Consider the following 17,832-nt stretch of genomic DNA (forward strand, 5'->3'; position numbering starts at 1 on the left):
ATGATTCGGGTCGGCGCCGGCACCCCTCGGTCCCTCGTCGTTGTGAGGTCTCTCATGCGCTCTCGCGCCTCCTCGTACGCCCTCCTCGGACTCCTGTCCGTCCCCGCCGTCGCCCTCGGTGTCGGTGGCCTTCTCGCCGGCTCGGCTGCTGCGGCCGAAGGCGAGTGTGGCGGCAAGCCCGTCACCGTCGACCTCGCCGTAGAGGGCCAGGTCCCGACCGAGGGCGACGACGTCATCGCCGTTCCGCCGGCAGTGTCCGTCGACGCGCTGGGCGGTCACGACACCATCTGTGTCCAGGGCCAGGGCACGGCGACCATCGTCGGCGGGCTCGGCGACGACGCCATCTACTCCTTCTACGGCAACAGGGTCGATGCGGGTGAGGGGAACGACACGATCAGCGGCGGCTTCATCGGCCTCGACGCGGGTCCCGGAAATGACGTCATCCATGGCGGCAAGCAGCCGCTCCTCGTCGTGACCGGGGCCAAGGGCGGAGAGGGCGACGACACCTTCCACGCGGGAGCCACCGGTGGCGTCTTCGACGGGCAGGGCGGCATCGACACCTTCTTCGGCGGCCCTGGTCGCGACATCGGCTACGGCGGGGCTGGAGACGATCGGCTCTACGGCGCGGACGGTGACGACAGCCTCCGCGGAGATGCGGGTGCCGATCTCATCGACGGCGGCGACGGCGCGGACTGGCTCAGGGGCAATGCGGACGCCGACACCGTGCTCGGCGGCGAGGGCGCTGACCAAATCACGGTGAACGACGCGAGCGCGTCGGGGGATGTCGTCGACGCCGGTTCCGCTGACACCGCGACGGACGAGCTCGACCTCGCGCCCGATCTCGACGCCAACCTGTCGGCGGCGGCTATCGAGCTCGACATGACGTCCGGCGCCAACAACTGGGGCATCACCTTGGCCGGGTTCGAGTCGGTGGTCGGAACCCGTCACGCCGACGTGATCACTGGTACGAGCGGTGACGACACGATCGACGGTTACGAGGGCGACGACACGATCGACGCGGGGTCAGGTGACGACACGGTCCTGGGTTACCGCGGCAACGACCGCCTGGTCGGTGGCTCCGGCAACGACATCCTCCGTGCGGAGAGCGGCGACGACAACATCGAGGCTGGTAGTGGTGACGATGTCGTCGAGGCCGGTGCCGACGACGACCGGGTGAGCGGCGGCGAGGGCCAGGACACGCTCAACGATGGGTCGGGTGACGACGTCGTTCGAGGCGACGAAGGTGACGACACACTCACCCCGACGTCCTACGCAGGCGACAACTTCGACCAGCTCTACGGTGACGGCGGAAACGACACCATCACCGGTGGGGCGTTTGGTGACGACACCATCCGCGGCGGCGACGGCAACGACATCCTGAACGGTGGCACCGGCGCATCGGTCATCCTCGGGGGCCGCGACGACGACACCATTTCGATCGGCCGCGCTGAGCGGTCAGCCGAGAACGCCTTCGGGGAGGACGGCAACGACACGATCCACGTCGGCCAGTTCGGGGGCGTGGCTCAGGGTGGCAACGGCAACGACGTCATCCACGGCGGCTCTGGCTCGCTCAACGCCTCGGGCGATGCCGGCGACGACAGGATCTACGGTGCTGCGAAGTCCAACTACCTCAGGGGCGGCGCCGGGAACGACCTCATCGAAGGCGGAGCCGGCAAGGACGAGCTGATCGGCGGTTCGGGTCTCGACTCGATCCACGGCAAGGCTGAAGCCGACACGATCTATGGCGACGAGGACTACTACAGCCCGACCGTGGGGTCCGCCGACAGCATCGACGCAGGGGCTGGCAACGACACGGTGAAGGGCGGGCCTGGGAACGACACGGTGCGTGCCGGAGACGGCGCCGACACCGTGGTCGGCGAGTCCGGGAGCGACCGTCTGCTCGGTGACGGCGGCAACGACCGCATGAAGGGCGACGCCGACAACGACACGATCGAAGGCGGCAGCGGCAACGACACTCTGGAGGGCGGCAACAACGCTGACACGCTCCGAGGCGACAGCGGCGATGACGTTCTGGCCGGCAACGACGGCAACGACGCGCTTAACGGCGGCACGGGCGTCGACACCGCGTCGTACGTCACTGCCTACAACCCGGTGACGGTGACGATGTCCAAGGCGACCGGTGGTGGCGGCACCGACACGCTCGCGGGGATGCAGAACCTGAAGGGCGGTCCGTACGCCGACCGCCTCATCGGTGACGGTGGCGCCAACACCCTTCTCGGTGGTGGCGGCAGCGACACGATCTTTCCCGGCCTCGGAAACGACCGCGCGGAGGGCGGCTCGGGAACCGACACCGTCGCCTACTCGAACGTACGCAACGGGGTGAAGGTCGCGCTCAATACGACCTCGGTGCAGTCGACCGGCGCGGGAGCGGATCGCCTGCTGACCTTCGAGCGGGTGACCGGCACGAACTACGCCGACGTCCTGCGGGGCAACAGTGGAGCCAACAAGCTGGTCGGCCTCGGTGGTTCGGACCGGATCGAGGGCGGCTCGGGCAACGACTCCCTCTATGGCCACTCGGGCAACGACCGGCTCTACGGCGGCTACGGCCGCGACTACGGCGACGGCGGCACCGGCACCGACAGCAGCTCGTCGGTCGAGCGGCGCGTACGCATCCCGTAGCCCCCGAGGTACGGGAGAGGTACGGGTTCGGGCGGCAGCACCGGTTGGCGACACTGCCCCTTTCGAGTTCCGAGCACATGAATCGAGAGGAATCCATACGATGAAGACATCGGTGCGGTTGCGCATGGGCGGCCTGCTCGCGGCAGCAGCTGTGGCAACGGGCGGACTGGTCGCCGTGGACGCGGGCACGGCGCCTGCGGAGGCCGCGGTCAGCTGCACGATCAGCAGCCCGAAGACCGTACGTCCCGGCAACACCGGCAGCTGCGTGACGCTGCTCCAGAAGGTGCTCGGTGGGCTCAGGCCGGACGGTTCGTTCGGGTCCGCGACGACCGCGCGGGTGAAGGACTACCAGCGTGCGAAGGGGCTGTCGGCGGACGGCATCGTCGGGTCGCGTACGTGGTCGAAGATCAAGGCGGGCATGTCCGGCGCCGGCACGATCGTCTCCTCGACCGCCACCGCGAACTGGTACGCCTGCGTCATCGTCCGCGGCGGCCAGTCGATCCGCTACACGGTCACCAACAAGCGCAGCACCGGCTGGAGGCAGGCCACCATCACCACCAGCGGGTCGCTGGCCGACCCGGTGATCAACAATTGGATTCCCAGCAAGGGCTCGCGTTCGACGGCCTCGAACACCAACGGATTCCGGACGTCCTACCCGACCTCGGCCGCCTACGTCACCTACACCGGCGGCACCTTCTTCACCAACGACTCCTACGCCTACGACTTCCCCAACAGGACGGTCTACCGCTCGTGGCTGCGCCCGTGCGGCAAGACCAGCCCGGTCTACTGGTGACCGGCCGATTACTGAAGTGAGATCTGGTGGTCCGGTCGACTAGCCTTGCCGCATGATCGACCCGCGCATCCTCCGCGAAGACCCCGACCGCGTACGTGCCTCGCAGGAGCGCCGTGGCGCGTCCTCCGACGTGGTGGACCGGGCGCTGTCCGCGGACAGCGCCCGGCGCGCGGCGATCGCGGACTTCGAGGCCAAGCGGGCCGAGCAGAAGCAGATGGGCAAGAAGGTCGCTCAGGCCAAGGGCGAGGAGAAGCAGCAGCTGCTCGCCGAGGTGAAGGACCTCGCAGCCGCCGTCAAGGCGGCCGACGCGGCCCAGGCGGAGGCCGAGGAGGAGTGGAAGAAGGCTCTCAAGGCCATCCCCAACCTCGCCGACGACGCCCCGGCCGGCGGTGAGGACGACTTCGTCCTGATCGAGAAGGTCGGCAAGCCGCGAGACTTCGCGGCCGAGGGCTTCGAGCCGCGCGACCACGTCGAGCTCGGCAAGATGCTCGGCGCGATCGACCTCGAGCGAGGCGCCAAGGTCTCGGGCAGCCGCTTCTACTTCCTGACCGGTGTCGGCGCCGAGCTCGAGTTCGCGCTGATCAACCTGGCGATGGAGCAGGCCCGGGAGGCCGGTTTCACCCAGGTCATCGCGCCCGCGCTGGTGCGTCCTGAGGCGATGGAGGGCACCGGCTTCCTCGACCAGGTCGACGACGGCGTCTACAAGATCGAGGACGACGACCTCTACCTGGTCGGCACCTCGGAGGTGCCGATGGCGGCGTACCACTCCGACGAGATCCTCGACCCCGACACCCTCCCGCGGCGCTACGCCGCCTTCTCGTCATGCTTCCGCAAGGAGGCGGGCTCGGCGGGCAAGGACACCAAGGGCATCATCCGGGTCCACCAGTTCGAGAAGGTGGAGATGTTCGTCTACACCACCGTCGAGGAGTCGTACGCCGAGCACCAGCGTCTCCTCGAGTGGGAGAAGGCCTTCCTGGACAAGCTGGAGCTCGCCTACCAGGTCATCGACGTGGCCGCCGGCGACCTCGGTCCGAGCGCGCTGCGGAAGTTCGACTGCGAGGCGTGGATCCCCACCCAGGGGAAGTACCGTGAGCTCACCTCGGCGTCCAACTGCACCACCTTCCAGGCACGTCGCCTCGACATCCGGGCGCGCACGGAGAACGGCACCACCCCGGTCGCGACCCTCAACGGCACGCTGACCGCGATCACCCGCGCCATCGTCGCCGTGCTGGAGACCCACCAGCAGGCCGACGGCTCGGTGCGGGTGCCGAAGGCTCTGCAGAAGTGGCTCGGTCGCGAGGTTCTGGAGCCGATCCAGAAGTGAGCACGACCGAGAGCAGCACCGCCCGGCCCGGTGAGGCCGCCTGGCAGCCGAAGCTCGTCGCGCTCGACATCGACGGCACCCTGCTGCGCTGGATCGAGGGCACGGGCACGACCTCCGAGGCTCTCTCGGACAAGGTGCGCGACGCGGTCCGCCGGGCCTACGACTCCGGCGCCCACGTGGTGCTCTCCTCCGGGCGCTCGGCCCATTCGATGACCGGGATCGCCGACCTGCTCGGGCTCCCGGACGAGGGCGCGGAGCGGTTGTGGATCGTCGCCTCCAACGGCGCGGTGGTGCTCCGCTACCCGCCGGTCGACGTGGTGCACGAGGAGACCTTCGACGCCCGGGCGGCGGTGGAGAAGATCATGGAACGGCGGCCGAACGTGCTGGTCGCGGTCGAGAACCGTGGCCTGGGCTACCGGTTCAACCGACCGTTCCCCGACGGCGAGCTCGACGGTGCTCATCTGATCGCTCCGATCGACGAGATGGTCGCCGAGCCGGTCTCCCGGGTTATCATCCGCGACCCGGACGCCACCCCGGAGGACTTCCTCGCCCTCGGCCGTGAGCTCGGTCTGCACGGCATCGACTACGTGGTCGGCTACACCGCCTGGCTCGACCTCACCCCGGTCGGCGTCTCCAAGGCATCGGGCCTCTCCTACGTCTGCGACCAGCTCGACCTCGAGCCCGCCGACGTACTCGCCATCGGCGACGGCCGCAACGACGTCGAGATGCTCGAATGGGCCGGTCGCGGCGTAGCCATGGGCAACGCCCCCGACGAGGTCCAGGAGGTGGCCGACGCCATCACCGCCCACGTCGCCGACGACGGCGCGGCGCTGGAACTCTCCCGCTGGTTCTGAGAGTGCTGTTCTGGGAGTCTTTGCGCTCGTGACTCTTCCCACCACCATCGTGACCGAGCGGCTGACGCTGCCGTTGTGGACCCGCGCCGATGTCGAGGCGATCCGCGATCCCGACGGCGGGATCGGGCGGCCGCAGAGCTGGCACCCGCAGTTCCCGCGCGAGGACGACCGCGACGCGGCGACGATGTGGGTCGAGGGTGACCGGTGGAGCTCCCGCTACATCATGCGCAACGGCACCGTACTCGGCTCGATCGGCTTCTTCGGGCCGCCCGAAGCCGCCCCCGACGGCATCCCGGAGACCGAGGTCGGCTACGGCCTGATCGACGAGGCACGCGGGTGGGGTTTCGCGACCGAGGCGCTCAAGGGCCTGCTGGCGTGCGCCGACGAGGAGGGCGTACGCATCCGGGCCGCTGTCGAGCCCACCAACGCGGCCAGCCTCCGAGTGCTCGCCAAGTGCGGGTTCACCGAGCTGCGTGGCGCCGACGAGGACGGGCATCTGGTGATGGCCAGGCCGGTCCCCGGTGGCAGAATGGAAGAATGAGGACGCCGAAGCTCGTCGCCACCGACCTCGACGGCACCCTGGTCAGAGCGGACGGTTCGGTCTCGGACTTCACTCGTGGCGTGCTCGTGAAGCTCGAGGAGATCGGCGTGCCGGTCATCTTCGTGACCGGACGGCCGCTGCGCTGGACCCGCGAGCTCTTCGAGCACATCGGCAGCGTCGGGCTGGCGATCGTCTCCAACGGGGCCCTGGTCTGGGACGTCGCCGCCGATCAGCCCCGGCTGACCCGGCTGATCGAGCCGGCCCTGACCGCCGAGGTGGCGGCTGCGCTGAAGGAGAGCGTGCCCGGACTGGTCTTCGCGACCGAGTCGCTCGAGGGGTGGTCGTGCGAGCCCGCGTTCGCGACCCACACCGCCGACGCCCTCCGCCCCGCCAAGCGCATCGCGGCGATCGAGGAGCTCGCCGACGAGCCGCTGATCAAGCTGCTCGCCCGCCGCGACGACCACGACGACGCCGACGAGCTGCTCGCCGCAGCGGCCGCCGTCGTCGGCGATCGCGTCAACGTCACCCACTCGTCCTTCCCGCTGCTCGAGATCAGCGCTCCCGGGGTCACCAAGGCCTCCACGCTGGAGCTGGTCTGCACCGAGCTCGGCATCTCCGCCTCGGACGTGATCGCCTTCGGCGACATGCCCAACGACCTGCCGATGCTGACCTGGGCCGGGACCTCGTACGCCATGGCAGACGCCCATCAGAGCGTGGTCGCGTGCGCGTCGCACCTGGCCCCCGGGCACGAAGATGACGGTGTCGCGCGGGTCCTGGCTGGAGTCTTCGGCCTGTGACTGGTTTGATCTTCGCCATGCGCCGCGTCCCCCAGTTCCTCGCTGCCCTCGCTCTCGCGGTGACAGCGGTGGTCATGACGAGCCCCGCACCCGCCTCGGCAGCCCCGGTCACGGCTCCCGCGAAGTGCCCGGCCTTCGAGCTCAGCGACGCGGTCAAGGAGCCGCTGGTCTTCCACGCCCGGGTGACCGGCCCCGGCAAGGCCACCAAGAAGGGCGGCCCGGTGGTCTACCCGGTGACCGTCGTCAAGGCGCTCAAGGGCGTCACCAGCGGCAGCAGCCTCGAGGTCGCGCTCAACCCCGGCGTGTGCCAGAAGAAGTCGCTGACCGCCAACGAGGACTACTACTTCTTCGCGCAGAAGAAGGGCGACACGATCCTCGCCGCCGGCAGCGCCCCGCGCGTCGAGGAATACACCGACAAGCTCCAGGCCGAGATCGCCAAGGAGTTCCCCGAGGTGATCGCCCCCGAGCCTCAGCAGGTGAGCTTCAGCGAGCCAGCTTCTCCCGAGGGCCAGAAGCTCGTCGAGGTCGCCGCCCCGGGCGTCGTACTCGTCGTCGTCGGCCTGCTCGGCCTGATCATCGTGATGATTCTCGGACGGCGGAAGGCCGCGTAGCCGGGCTCGTGGGCTCAGCCTCCGGAGCCCACCCCGGGGGCCGGAAGGCGTAGCTCAGCTTGAGCCGCCAGCCGTCGGCGGTGCGTACGTCGTTCCAGAGCTCACGGAAGGCGCCGTACTCCAGTCGGAGCAGGTTGTAGGTGTCGACCTTGTAGGTCAGGCCGTACGTCGGGCGCTGCCGCTCGGGCTGGAAGGTGCCGAAGAGGCGGTCCCAGACGATCAGGATGCCGGCGTAGTTCTTGTCCAGGTACTCCGGGTCGGAGCCGTGGTGGACTCGGTGGTGCGAGGGCGTGTTGAAGACGAGCTCGATCGGGCGCCAGAGCCTGCCGATCGTCTCGGTGTGCACGAAAAACTGGTAGATCAGGTTGATCGAGAAGGCGATGTAGATCGCCGCCGGTGAGATGCCGAGGAACGGCAGCGGCAGGAAGAAGAAGAACTCGAACCACGGGTTCCACTTCTGTCGCAGCGCGGTCGCGAACGTCATGTACTCGCTCGAGTGGTGCGCCTGGTGGGCCGCCCAGCCGACCCTGGTCCGGTGCACGAACCGGTGGTTCCAGTAGTAGGCGAGATCGACGACCACGACCGAGATCGCCAGGCCCCACCACGTCTCCGGGATCTGCCACAGCGACGCGTAGGCGAAGATCGCCGCGTAGACCGCGAAGGTCAGCACCTTGAACACGGTCATCGACACGATCGAGCCGAGGCCCATCAGGATCGAGGTGCGCGCGTCCTTGAAGACGTAGCCGGCCAGGTTGTCGTCGTGGTCGAGCCATTTCAGCGCTGCCAGCTCGATGAGGATCGAGATCACGAAGAACGGGATCGCGTACGTCAAGGGGTTCTTCAACGGGTCGAGCATGTCGTTCATGGGGGACCTCCCAGGGATATGACCTTGGAGTAAGTTACCTCAAGGTCATATGCCACCGCTAGACTCTTGGACATGTCACGGGCCAACGCTGGAACCAAAGGCGTCCCGCGCGCCGACCGCGAGCTGCAGATCGTGCGGGCCGCCTGCCAGGCCTTCGGCACCGTCGGGTTCGCCAAGGCATCGGTCGCGGCGATCGCCGCCGACGCCGGCATCTCGAAACCGCTGGTCTACCAGTACTTCGGCTCCAAGGAGGGCCTCTTCCTGGCCAGCTTCAACTACGGCGCGGAGACGCTCGCCGCCGAGATGGAGCGGGTCGCCGCCGACGACTCCGTCGGCCTCGAGCGTGGTCTCCGCACGCTCGACGGCCTCTTCCGCACACTCGAGCCACAGCCGTGGGTGTGGCGGCTCCTCTTCGATCCGTCGGCTCCCGACGATGGTGAGGTGGCGGCTGCTCGCGCCGTCTACACCGACCGGATCACCCGACTCGCCGTCGAGGGTGTCGGCGAGCTGATGCGGCTCGTGGGCGATGACGACCCCCTCGACGCCTCGGCGCTGACCGCGGTCTGGATGAGTGCGGTCGACGCGCTGATCACCTGGTGGCTCGACCATCCCGGGGTCACGCCCGGGGAGATGACGGATCGCTGTCACCGGCTGATCACCGCGCTCTCCGGCGCCGCGATGCCGCCTCACCTCGCGGCCGAGCTCAGCGCCGGCTGAGTCGGCGTACATCCCGGCCGGTGACCGGCAGAACCCAGTAACCTACGCGGCGTGAGCATCGGCAGAGACCTCCAGTCCGCGATCTTCCGCAAGGGCCTGTTCGGCCACCGCCCCGTGGTGCCGACCGAGCCCTCGGTGCTCGCCGAGGCTGCCCAGCGGGCGATGAGCAAGGAGGCCTGGGCGTACGTCGACGGCGGAGCCGGCCAGCAGCGCACCGTCGCCGCCAACACCGCCGCCTTCGACCACTTCCGGCTGGTGCCGCGCATGCTCACCAACGTCGAGAGCCGCGACCTGCGCACCACCCTGTTCGGGGTGGACATGCCGGCGCCGCTGATGCTCGGCCCGGTCGGCGTGCTGGAGCTCGCCCACCCCCGGGCCGAGCACGAGGTCGCCGCGGCGGCCCGCGCGACGGGCATCCCGATGGTGATCTCCACCCAGGCCTCCGTCCCGATGGAGGAGGTCGCCCAGGACCTGGGCGACACGCCACGGCTCTACCAGCTCTACTGGTCGAAGGACGAGACGATCGTCGAGTCCTTCGTACGCCGCGCCGAGGCCATCGGCTCCGACGCGCTGGTCGTCACGCTCGACACCCACATGCTCGGGTGGCGTACGCGTGATCTCGACCTGGGCTACCTGCCCTTCGCTCGAGGGCTGGGCATCGCTCAGTACACCTCCGACCCGGCCTTCCGCGCCCTCGTCGAGGCCCGGCTCGCGGACGGGAGCGGGACGAGCGTGCGACCGGGGCTCCGGGAGATCCCCTCGGCCCTCACCGCGGTCGCCTCGATGGCCCAGCACCATCCCGGCAAGCTCGTCGACAACCTTCGCTCCGGTCACGCCCGGGCCGCGGTCGAGACCTTCCTCGACGTCTTCTCCCGCTCCGACCTGATCTGGGACGACCTCGACCGGCTCCGGGAGATGACCGATCTGCCGATCGTGCTGAAGGGGCTCCAGGCGCCCGAGGACGCCCGCCGCGCGCTCGAGCACGGCGTCGACGGGATCATCGTCTCCAACCACGGCGGCCGCCAGGTCGACGGCGCCATCGCCTCCATCGACGCCCTGCCGAGCATCGTCGACGAGGTCGACGGCCGGATCCCGGTCCTCTTCGACTCCGGCATCCGCTCCGGCGCCGACATCCTCAAGGCGCTCGCCCTGGGTGCCGACGCGGTCCTCCTCGACCGCCCCTACGTCTACGGCCTCGCCCTTGCCGGCGCCGCCGGTGTCCAGGCCGTCATCGAGCACATGATCGCCGAGCTCGACCTCTCCCTCGGCCTCGTCGGCTGCCGCTCGGTCGACGAGATCGGCCGCGAGCTCCTCGGCTGAGTGCAGCGGGTGAGAGCAGCGACACTCCTGGGCCACGCCAAGTTCGTGGTTTATGAGGGGGCGCGATCTGAGCACCCCACTTACGATGCAAGTGATGAACCCGCAATCTCCGCCAGACATCGTCGTGATCGGCGGCTCCAACATGGATCTCCACGCTCGGGCGCACGAGCAGGTGGTGATGGGTTCGAGCATGTCCGGATCCGCCGGCCTCTCGCCTGGTGGGGTGGGCCGCAACGTCGCGGAGAACCTCGCCCGGCTGGGTGACTCGGTCGCGTTGGTCTCGGTCGTCGGCGACGACCCGATCGGCGACGAGGTGATCAGCTACACCGAGGACGTCGGCGTCGACTGCACCTACGTCCGCCGCCGGGCGGACGTACGCACCGGCACCTACAACGCCGTGCTCGACTCCTCCGGTGAGCTGGTGGTCGCGGTGGCCGACATGGCCGCGACCGATGAGTTCTCCCCGCTGGTCGTGGAGGCGGCTCGCGACCTCATCAAGAACGCTCGCGGTGTGCTCGTCGAGGGCAACATCCCGGTCCGCACCGCTGAGGTGGCGATCGACCTGGCCCGCGACTTCGACGTGCCCGTCGTGTTCGACCCGGTCTCGGTGCCGAAGGCGAGGCGGGCGCGTGACCTGATCCGGGCCGATCGCGAGCTCTATCTGGTCACGCCCAACCAGGCAGAGCTGGCCGCCCTGACCGACCTGCCGGCCGGCACGGACGCGGAGATCGAGAAGGCCATTCACTCGCTGCACGACCGCGGTGTCGGCGTCGTCTGGGTGCGCCTCGGCGCCCGCGGCTCGGTGATCAGCTACAACGACGTCTACGAGGAGCTTCCCGCTGTGCCGGCCGAGGTCGTCGACGTCACCGGCGCGGGCGACGCGATGCTCGCCGCGTTCACGCACGAGCTCCTTCGCGACGTCGACCTGGTCGCGGCGGCCCGCTTCGGGCACGCCGCGGCAGCGCTGACCTGCGGCACCCACGACACCGTCCGGATGGACCTCAGCGAGAGCCTCGTCCGGGAGCTGGTGTGAAGGTCCGGCTCACCGAAGAGGTCGGGGTCGCGCTCGCCGAGGGCCGCCCGGTCGTCGCGCTGGAGTCGACGATCATCAGCCACGGCATGCCCTATCCCGACAACGTCAAGATGGCCACCGAGGTCGAGCAGATCGTGCGCGACAACGGCGCCGTCCCGGCCACGATCGCGCTGCTCGACGGCATCCCTCGTGCCGGTCTGTCGCCCGACGACCTCGAGCTCCTCGCTTCCGACCCGGATGTCACCAAGGTCAGCGTCCGCGACCTTCCCTACGTCGTCGCCCGCGGTCTCCACGGCGCGACCACGGTCGCGGCCACCATGCGCCTGGCGGCCATGGTCGGGATCAGGACGTTCGTGACCGGTGGGCTCGGAGGCGTACACCGGGGTGCGGCGACGTCCTTCGACATCTCCGCCGACCTGACCGAGCTCGCCCGCACCCAGGTCGCGGTGGTGAGCGCCGGCGTGAAGTCGATCCTCGACATCGGGCTGACCCTGGAGACTCTGGAGACCTACGGCGTGCCGGTCCTGGTCAACGGGAGCGACGAGTTCCCGGCCTTCTACTCCCGCAGCTCCGGGTTCGCGGCGCCGCTGCGCATCGACGGCCCCGACCAGGCCGCGGCGATCATGAAGGCCACCTGGGAGCTCGGCCTGCCCAGCGGCCTGGTCGTCGCCAACCCGGTCCCGGCCGCCGACGAGATCCCCGCCGAGGTGATCGGGAAGCACATCGACCATGCCCTCGCCGACGCCGAGGCCCGCGACATCCGAGGCAAGGAGATCACCCCGTTCCTGCTCGCCAGGATCGTCGAGCTCACCGGCGGCGACTCGCTGGCGACCAACATCGCGCTGGTGCGCGACAACGCCGCCTTCGGTGCGCAAATGGCCGCATCGTACGCCGCCGCATGACGAACGATCACCACTCGTTCACCCCGGCGACACCGCACGTGGCCTAACGTCTCGTCTACCTATGCGTTGATCCTCCCGTGACCGATAGCCCCCACATTGGCCCGACGATGACGGCCCCTTCGAGGCGCAGCTTCCTCAAGGCCGGCCTGATCGGTGGAGCCGGTGTCGTCGCCGGCCCGATGCTATGGACGCAGGCGGCCAGGTCGGCCGCTCCGGCCACCGGCGTACATCTGTCGTACGGTGCCGACCCGGTCAAGCAGATGAACGTCTCCTGGTCGACCGCCGGGTCGGTGCAGGCGCCGCGCCTCGACCTGGGTGTGACGCCCGACTACGGACTCACCCTCCGACCTGAGTCGCTCTCCTCGATCCGGGTCGACAGCGTCTACCACCACGTCGACCTCAGCGACCTGCGACCGGGCACGCGCTACTACTACCGGCTCAGCCACGACGGGGGCACCGCGACCAGGGGCTCGTTCACCACCGCCCCGAAGACCACGGGGTCCTTCCGCTTCGCCGCCTTCGGCGACATGGGCGTCGCCGAGGACGCCGCGCGCAACGTGAGCCTGATCCGTCAGCAGGGCGCCGAGTTCGCGTTCGTCGTCGGTGACATCGCCTATGCGGACACCGGCGGCCAGGGCAAGAGCGGGGAGCGGCAGCAGGACTTCGGTGTCTGGGACGAGTTCCTGACCCAGATCCAGCCCAGCGCCAACGCGATCCCGTGGATGACCGTCGTCGGCAACCACGAGATGGAGAACGGCAACGGCGAGCTCGGCTACGACGGCCACCGCGCTCGCTTCCGTCACCCCGGCAACGGCGCCGGCGGCGGACAGGAGACCTACTCCTTCGTCCGCGGCAACGTCGCCTTCATCGCCCTCGACGGCAACGACGCGACGTACGAGTACACGCGGAACGCGGGCTACCTCGGCGAGACGCTGGACAGCTGGCTCGAGGAGCGGCTGGCCACGTTCCGGGCCCGCAACGACATCGACTTCATCCTGGTCGGCTTCCACCAGTGCGCCTACTGCACCAACATCGCGCACGCCTCGGACGGCGGCATCCGCGACCGCTGGGAGGCGCTCTTCGACCGCCACCAGGTCGACGTCGTGATCAACGGCCACAACCACTGCTACGAGCGCACCCACCTGATGCGCGACGGCAAGCCGGTCCGGGAGGCGCCGCGCGGCGCCACGGTCAGCACGAATGAGGGGACCATCTACATCACCGCCGGCGGCGGTGGCGGCTCGACCTATCCCGATGTTCTCCCGGTGCTCTCCTACTACACGGGCAAGAACGGCCTGAGGATCCCCGAGCCCACGACCTACCGCGCCGTCGGCGACGCGACCCACTCGGTCGCGTTCTTCGATGCCCACCCGCGGGACGCCCACGGGACCGCGAGGCTGGACCTCGAGGTCATCGCCACCGACGGCTCCGAGGTCGACACGCTCACCATCGCTAGGACGCGCTGATGCGCACCCAATTAGAGTTGATGCGCGTGGGGGGAATCAGAAGGAGGAAGCCGAGGTTGCTCAGCGTCGTCGTGCCTGTCTACAACGTGGCCGACTACGTCGCCGACAGCCTCGACAGCATCCTTCATCAGCCGTTGCGTGAGGTCTGTGCCATCGAGGTGATCGTCGTCGACGACGGCTCCACCGACGGATCGGCCGAGATCGTCAAGGGCATCGCCGCGAACGACTCTCGAGTCACCCTGATCTCCCAGCCCAACTCCGGTGTCTCGATCGCGCGTCACACCGGGATCGAGGCCACCAGCGGTGACCTGCTCACCTTCGTCGACCCCGACGACATCCTGCCCCGCGACGCCTGGAGCACGATGGTGAAGACGCTGCGGCGTACGGGCTCCGACTTCGCCGTCGGCTCGGCCGAGCGCGTCACCCTCGTGAACGGCGAGGAGCGGAGGTACGTCACCCCGCTGATGCGCCGCAACCACACCCGGACACGCCTCAGATGCCGGATCGAGGACGCCCCGCTGATGCTCGCGGACGTGTTCGTGTGGAACAAGATCTTCCGGCGCTCCTTCTGGACCGACAACGAGATCACCTTCCCCGAGCGCACCCGCTATCAGGACCAGGTGGCCCTGACCCAGGCATTCCTGGCCGCCAGGAGCTTCGACATCCTCACCGACGTGGTCTACGACTGGCGGGTCCGCTCCGACTTGTCCTCCGCGACCCAGAAGCGCGCCCAGATCGCCAACCTGCTCGAGCGGATCACCACCAAGCGCCAGACCGTCGAGCTGGTGGCCGGCTCGGGCTCGGCGAAGCTGATGCGCACACTGCGCACCGAGATCCTGCCGATCGACATGTGGGAGCACTTCCGTGCGGCCGTCAACCCCACCACAGAGGACCCCGACCGCTACTGGTCGCTGCTGCGCGGCGCCGTCCTCGAGTTCTGGTACGACGCCGGCGTCCCTTTCGAGGAGACCACCGTCCCGCGTGGCCAGCGCCTGATGGCCTGGCTGGTCTCGCAGGACCGCCGCGACGACCTCGCCGCGCTCATCGGGACGATCGACGAGCGTGGCCCGGCCAGGGGCATCGAGGCGTTCGCCGCCGCGGAAGACCTGCCCGTCGGGCTCTGACCGCTCGGGATCCCGGGCCCCTATGGAAGCCCTGGGGTGTATAACTCGGCCCTAGTGGCTCAGGGACCTAAGACCTGCGATATACCCAGATGCGTAGGCAATTGAGCGATTCCCGTTGCACGCGTGTTCCCCGGGGGGCAGGGTGTGGGGACCCCTACGTCATTGCTTCGAGGAGCCCCCTGAATGCCCAGCGTCGAGCTGTCGGCCGGTCCGATCGATTTCGAGGATACCGGCGGTGATGGCCCCGTCCTCGTACTCCTCCACGGAGTGCCGATGGACGGCCGTCTGTGGCGCCGTGCGCTGCCCTACCTCGGTGGCTTCCGGGTGATCCGGCCGACGCTGCCGCTGGGTGGTCACCGGCGGCCGATGCGGCCCGACGCGGACCTCAGCCAGCAGGGTGTGGCGAACATCCTCGGTGACTTCCTCGACGCGCTCGACCTCCACGACGTCACCCTGGTCCTCAACGACTGGGGCGGCGGCCAGTTCCTCATCAACGCCGACCGCACCGACCGCATCGCGCGGATGGCGCTGGTGGCGTGCGAGGCCTTCGACAACTACCCGCCCAAGGCCGCCAGGCCGCTGGCGGTGCTCTCGAAGGTGCCGCCGCTGTTCACCGCCGCGCTGCAGCTGCTCCGCATGGAGAGCTTCCGGCAGGCGCGCGGGGGCTACGGCGGGATGTCGGTCGACAAGAGCTACCACCTCTACGACGACCTCGTTCACGGCTGGTTCGCGCCGGCGCTGACCGACCGGGCCATCCGCCGCGACTTCATCAAGTTCGCCGGCGGCGCTCCTGGTCGTGACAAGCTGCTCGAGCTGGCCGAGGGCCAGCAGAAGTTCACCAAGCCGGTGCTCGTCGTCTGGGCCGATCAGGACACGATGATGCCCGCCGAGCACGGTCCGCGCCTGGCCGCTCACTATCCCGACGCGCGGCTGGAGATCGTCAAGGACTCCTCCACGCTGGTGCCGATCGACCAGCCCGAGCTGCTCGCCGGGCTACTTCGAGAGTTCGTGCTCGGTGGTCGCGGCCCGGTTGACCCGGTACGCGAGGAAGCTCGGGACGAGTAGCGCACACAGCGCGATCCCGAGCAGGTTGAGCAGGCCACCTCCGGTGGTCGCGATCGCGGTGCCGACCACGGCCGCCGCGCCCCCGTGCAGGACGTCGGCGACCCGCGGGCCACCCGCGACGACGACCGTGAAGACCCCCTGCAACCGGCCGCGTACGTTGTCGTCGGCCGCCGACTGCAGGATCGACATCCGGATCGCCGCGGAGGCCACGTCGGCGGCGCCGGCGACCATCATGAAGAACACGGCGAGCCCCAGCATCAGCATCGTGGTGCGCTTGTCCACGGCGAGATCCGCGAACCCGACGGTGAGCCCGAACAGGGTGATCCCGAGGGCCCACACGGCGATGCACCAGATGACCACGCGCCCCTGGGCCTCGATCCGCGAGACCCAACCGGAGAAGATCCCACCGATCACCGCGCCGGCCGGGATGGCCGCGAAGAGCAGCGCGAACGCGATCCCGCCCTCCGATGGGCCGCCGAAGGACTCGTGGGCGATCTGCGGGAACAGCGCCCGCGGCATCGCGAAGACCATCGCGATCAGGTCGACGACGAAGCTCATCATCAGCACCGGCTGATGCCGCAGATAGGCGAACCCGTCCCACACCGAACGCAGCCCGGGCACCTTCGAGCCCGCGCCCTCGACCGGGATCCTCGGCAGCAGCACGACCGCGTAGAGGGTGGCGAAGAGGGTGACGGTGTCGATGGCGTACAGCCAGGTGAACCCGGTGAACGGCAGCATCACGCCGGCGATCAGCGGCCCCGCGATCGCGCCCGCCTGGAAGACCGTCATGCTCAGCGAGTTGGCGGCCGGGAGCAGGTGCGCGGGCAGGATCTTCGGCAGCAGCGAGTTGCGGGTCGGAGAGTTGACCGCGAAGAAGGCCTGCTGCACCGAGAAGAGGCACAGCAGCACCCACACGTTGGTGTTGCCGAGCGCCGACTGGAGCCAGAAGAGCGCGCTGGTGACGATCAGCCCGGCGGTCGAGACCATCAGGATCGTACGCCGGTCGAAATGGTCCGCGAGCGCGCCGCCGTAGAGGCCGAAGACGATCAGCGGGACCAGTCCGAAGACACCCGTCAGCCCGACGTACGCCGACGAGCCGGTGTCCGCGTAGATCTGGGCCGGCACGGCGACGACGGTCAGCTGGGCGCCGACCATGGTGATGATCCCGGCGATCCACAGTCGCCGGAAGTGCGGCTCCTGCAGGGGGCGGGTGTCCGCGACGGCACCCCTGAGCTTGTCGGTGATGCTCACCGCTGCGGGGCCTTCAACATGGTTACTCATGCTAAGCGAATGAATTTACCTGGAGAAATTCTGATGTCAGGTGTCGGATACCGATGTAGACGTTCGTAGCAAGGGTGAGAGGCGGTCACCGAGGCCGTCCGACACGAAGGAGTGAGCACCATGGCCAAGTACCTGATGTCCGTCTGGGGTCCCGACTCGGACTACGAGAAGGAGAACTACGGCTACGCCTCGCAGGAGGAGATGATGGCCTCGTTCGAAGCGACCGGGAAGTTCAACGACAAGCTCCAGGAGCAGGGCTACTTCGTCTTCGCCGACGGCCTCGATGCCGCCAAGACTGCGACCGTCGTCGACGGCATGGGTGACAAGCCGGTCATCACCGACGGTCCCTACGCAGAGGCCAAGGAGTACATGGCCGGCTTCTGGATCATCGATGTCCCCGACCTCGATGTGGCGCTCAAGCTTGCTGCCGAGGCCTCCGCGGCCTGCCTGGGCAAGGTCGAGGTGCGCCCGATGCAGACCGGCCCCGAGGCGTGAACCG

17 protein-coding genes are annotated in these 17,832 nt (G+C 68.9%); 15 read left to right on the plus strand and 2 right to left on the minus strand.

What is annotated here, in order from left to right; translation table 11 throughout:
• Window positions 1–54: 54 nt before the first annotated feature.
• The 7 genes from ABT304_RS20250 (at window position 55) to ABT304_RS20280 (ending at window position 7,560) form a co-directional block, all read left to right on the plus strand.
• Window positions 55–2,640: a calcium-binding protein gene (locus ABT304_RS20250; RefSeq protein ID WP_350717890.1), complete on the plus strand. Its 2,586-nt coding sequence runs from the start codon at window positions 55–57 to the stop codon at window positions 2,638–2,640.
• A gap of 100 nt (window positions 2,641–2,740) precedes the next feature.
• Window positions 2,741–3,433 (plus strand): peptidoglycan-binding domain-containing protein, encoded by a 693-nt coding sequence (locus ABT304_RS20255; RefSeq protein WP_350717892.1) that lies wholly within the window; start codon window positions 2,741–2,743, stop codon window positions 3,431–3,433.
• 52 nt (window positions 3,434–3,485) lie between these two features.
• Window positions 3,486–4,757, plus strand: coding sequence for a serine--tRNA ligase (serS, locus tag ABT304_RS20260; RefSeq protein ID WP_160025931.1), 1,272 nt, complete (start codon window positions 3,486–3,488; stop codon window positions 4,755–4,757).
• Complete coding sequence (locus ABT304_RS20265; RefSeq protein ID WP_350717894.1) at window positions 4,754–5,611, plus strand: HAD family hydrolase; 858 nt, start codon at window positions 4,754–4,756, stop codon at window positions 5,609–5,611. Before serS ends, ABT304_RS20265 begins: the two co-directional genes overlap by 4 nt.
• 28 nt (window positions 5,612–5,639) lie before the next feature.
• Window positions 5,640–6,152 carry a GNAT family N-acetyltransferase gene (locus ABT304_RS20270; protein WP_350717896.1) on the plus strand — a complete coding sequence of 171 codons (513 nt, stop codon included), beginning with the start codon at window positions 5,640–5,642 and terminating at the stop codon, window positions 6,150–6,152.
• Window positions 6,149–6,949, plus strand: coding sequence for an HAD family hydrolase (locus ABT304_RS20275; RefSeq protein WP_350717897.1), 801 nt, complete (start codon window positions 6,149–6,151; stop codon window positions 6,947–6,949). The genes ABT304_RS20270 and ABT304_RS20275 overlap by 4 nt, the downstream gene beginning before the upstream one ends.
• Window positions 6,946–7,560: a hypothetical protein gene (locus ABT304_RS20280; RefSeq protein ID WP_160025927.1), complete on the plus strand. Its 615-nt coding sequence runs from the start codon at window positions 6,946–6,948 to the stop codon at window positions 7,558–7,560. Before ABT304_RS20275 ends, ABT304_RS20280 begins: the two co-directional genes overlap by 4 nt.
• Here ABT304_RS20280 and ABT304_RS20285 read toward each other — a convergent pair.
• Window positions 7,523–8,425: a sterol desaturase family protein gene (locus ABT304_RS20285; RefSeq protein WP_350717898.1), complete on the minus strand. Its 903-nt coding sequence runs from the start codon at window positions 8,423–8,425 to the stop codon at window positions 7,523–7,525. The two genes, ABT304_RS20280 and ABT304_RS20285, sit on opposite strands and share 38 nt — an antisense overlap.
• 72 nt (window positions 8,426–8,497) lie before the next feature.
• Between ABT304_RS20285 and ABT304_RS20290 the strand changes: the two genes are divergently transcribed.
• The 7 genes from ABT304_RS20290 to ABT304_RS20320 all read left to right on the plus strand — a co-directional run bounded on the left by ABT304_RS20290 (window position 8,498) and on the right by ABT304_RS20320 (window position 16,052).
• Window positions 8,498–9,142, plus strand: a complete 645-nt coding sequence (locus ABT304_RS20290) for a TetR/AcrR family transcriptional regulator (RefSeq protein WP_350717899.1) — start codon at window positions 8,498–8,500, stop codon at window positions 9,140–9,142.
• Between the two features lie 51 nt (window positions 9,143–9,193).
• Window positions 9,194–10,462: an alpha-hydroxy-acid oxidizing protein gene (locus tag ABT304_RS20295; RefSeq protein WP_350717900.1), complete on the plus strand. Its 1,269-nt coding sequence runs from the start codon at window positions 9,194–9,196 to the stop codon at window positions 10,460–10,462.
• A 94-nt stretch (window positions 10,463–10,556) separates the two neighbouring features.
• A complete protein-coding gene (locus tag ABT304_RS20300; protein ID WP_350717902.1) occupies window positions 10,557–11,495 on the plus strand; it encodes a carbohydrate kinase family protein in 939 nt (312 codons plus the stop codon).
• Entirely contained in the window at window positions 11,492–12,397 is a 906-nt protein-coding gene (locus ABT304_RS20305) for a pseudouridine-5'-phosphate glycosidase (RefSeq protein WP_350717903.1), read from the plus strand. Before ABT304_RS20300 ends, ABT304_RS20305 begins: the two co-directional genes overlap by 4 nt.
• A 107-nt stretch (window positions 12,398–12,504) precedes the next feature.
• Window positions 12,505–13,863: a purple acid phosphatase family protein gene (locus ABT304_RS20310; protein WP_350717905.1), complete on the plus strand. Its 1,359-nt coding sequence runs from the start codon at window positions 12,505–12,507 to the stop codon at window positions 13,861–13,863.
• A 20-nt stretch (window positions 13,864–13,883) separates the two neighbouring features.
• Window positions 13,884–14,987 carry a glycosyltransferase family 2 protein gene (locus ABT304_RS20315; protein WP_350717974.1) on the plus strand — a complete coding sequence of 368 codons (1,104 nt, stop codon included), beginning with the start codon at window positions 13,884–13,886 and terminating at the stop codon, window positions 14,985–14,987.
• A 183-nt stretch (window positions 14,988–15,170) separates the two neighbouring features.
• Window positions 15,171–16,052, plus strand: a complete 882-nt coding sequence (locus ABT304_RS20320) for an alpha/beta fold hydrolase (protein WP_350717907.1) — start codon at window positions 15,171–15,173, stop codon at window positions 16,050–16,052.
• Here the strand turns inward: ABT304_RS20320 and ABT304_RS20325 are convergent.
• Window positions 15,981–17,333: an MFS transporter gene (locus ABT304_RS20325; RefSeq protein ID WP_350717909.1), complete on the minus strand. Its 1,353-nt coding sequence runs from the start codon at window positions 17,331–17,333 to the stop codon at window positions 15,981–15,983. The genes ABT304_RS20320 and ABT304_RS20325 overlap by 72 nt on opposite strands.
• 120 nt (window positions 17,334–17,453) lie before the next feature.
• Here ABT304_RS20325 and ABT304_RS20330 point away from each other — a divergent pair, with 120 nt between their 5' ends.
• Window positions 17,454–17,828, plus strand: coding sequence for a YciI family protein (locus tag ABT304_RS20330; RefSeq protein WP_350717910.1), 375 nt, complete (start codon window positions 17,454–17,456; stop codon window positions 17,826–17,828).
• Window positions 17,829–17,832 lie beyond the last annotated feature (4 nt).

It is taken from the genome of Nocardioides sp. NPDC000445 (assembly GCF_040300245.1).
In the GTDB taxonomy this organism is placed as follows: Bacteria; Actinomycetota; Actinomycetes; order Propionibacteriales; family Nocardioidaceae; genus Nocardioides.

What these genes read in the sequence shown, in the direction of transcription:
- ABT304_RS20250 (WP_350717890.1), top strand. Translation starts at nt 55, where the DNA reads ATGCGCTCTCGCGCCTCCTCGTACGCCCTCCTCGGACTCCTGTCCGTC.
- ABT304_RS20255 (WP_350717892.1), top strand. Translation starts at nt 2,741, where the DNA reads ATGAAGACATCGGTGCGGTTGCGCATGGGCGGCCTGCTCGCGGCAGCA.
- serS (WP_160025931.1), top strand. Translation starts at nt 3,486, where the DNA reads ATGATCGACCCGCGCATCCTCCGCGAAGACCCCGACCGCGTACGTGCC.
- ABT304_RS20275 (WP_350717897.1), top strand. Translation starts at nt 6,149, where the DNA reads ATGAGGACGCCGAAGCTCGTCGCCACCGACCTCGACGGCACCCTGGTC.
- ABT304_RS20285 (WP_350717898.1), bottom strand. Translation starts at nt 8,425, where the DNA reads ATGAACGACATGCTCGACCCGTTGAAGAACCCCTTGACGTACGCGATC.
- ABT304_RS20290 (WP_350717899.1), top strand. Translation starts at nt 8,498, where the DNA reads ATGTCACGGGCCAACGCTGGAACCAAAGGCGTCCCGCGCGCCGACCGC.
- ABT304_RS20300 (WP_350717902.1), top strand. Translation starts at nt 10,557, where the DNA reads ATGAACCCGCAATCTCCGCCAGACATCGTCGTGATCGGCGGCTCCAAC.
- ABT304_RS20310 (WP_350717905.1), top strand. Translation starts at nt 12,505, where the DNA reads ATGACGGCCCCTTCGAGGCGCAGCTTCCTCAAGGCCGGCCTGATCGGT.
- ABT304_RS20315 (WP_350717974.1), top strand. Translation starts at nt 13,884, where the DNA reads ATGCGCGTGGGGGGAATCAGAAGGAGGAAGCCGAGGTTGCTCAGCGTC.
- ABT304_RS20320 (WP_350717907.1), top strand. Translation starts at nt 15,171, where the DNA reads ATGCCCAGCGTCGAGCTGTCGGCCGGTCCGATCGATTTCGAGGATACC.
- ABT304_RS20325 (WP_350717909.1), bottom strand. Translation starts at nt 17,333, where the DNA reads ATGAGTAACCATGTTGAAGGCCCCGCAGCGGTGAGCATCACCGACAAG.
- ABT304_RS20330 (WP_350717910.1), top strand. Translation starts at nt 17,454, where the DNA reads ATGGCCAAGTACCTGATGTCCGTCTGGGGTCCCGACTCGGACTACGAG.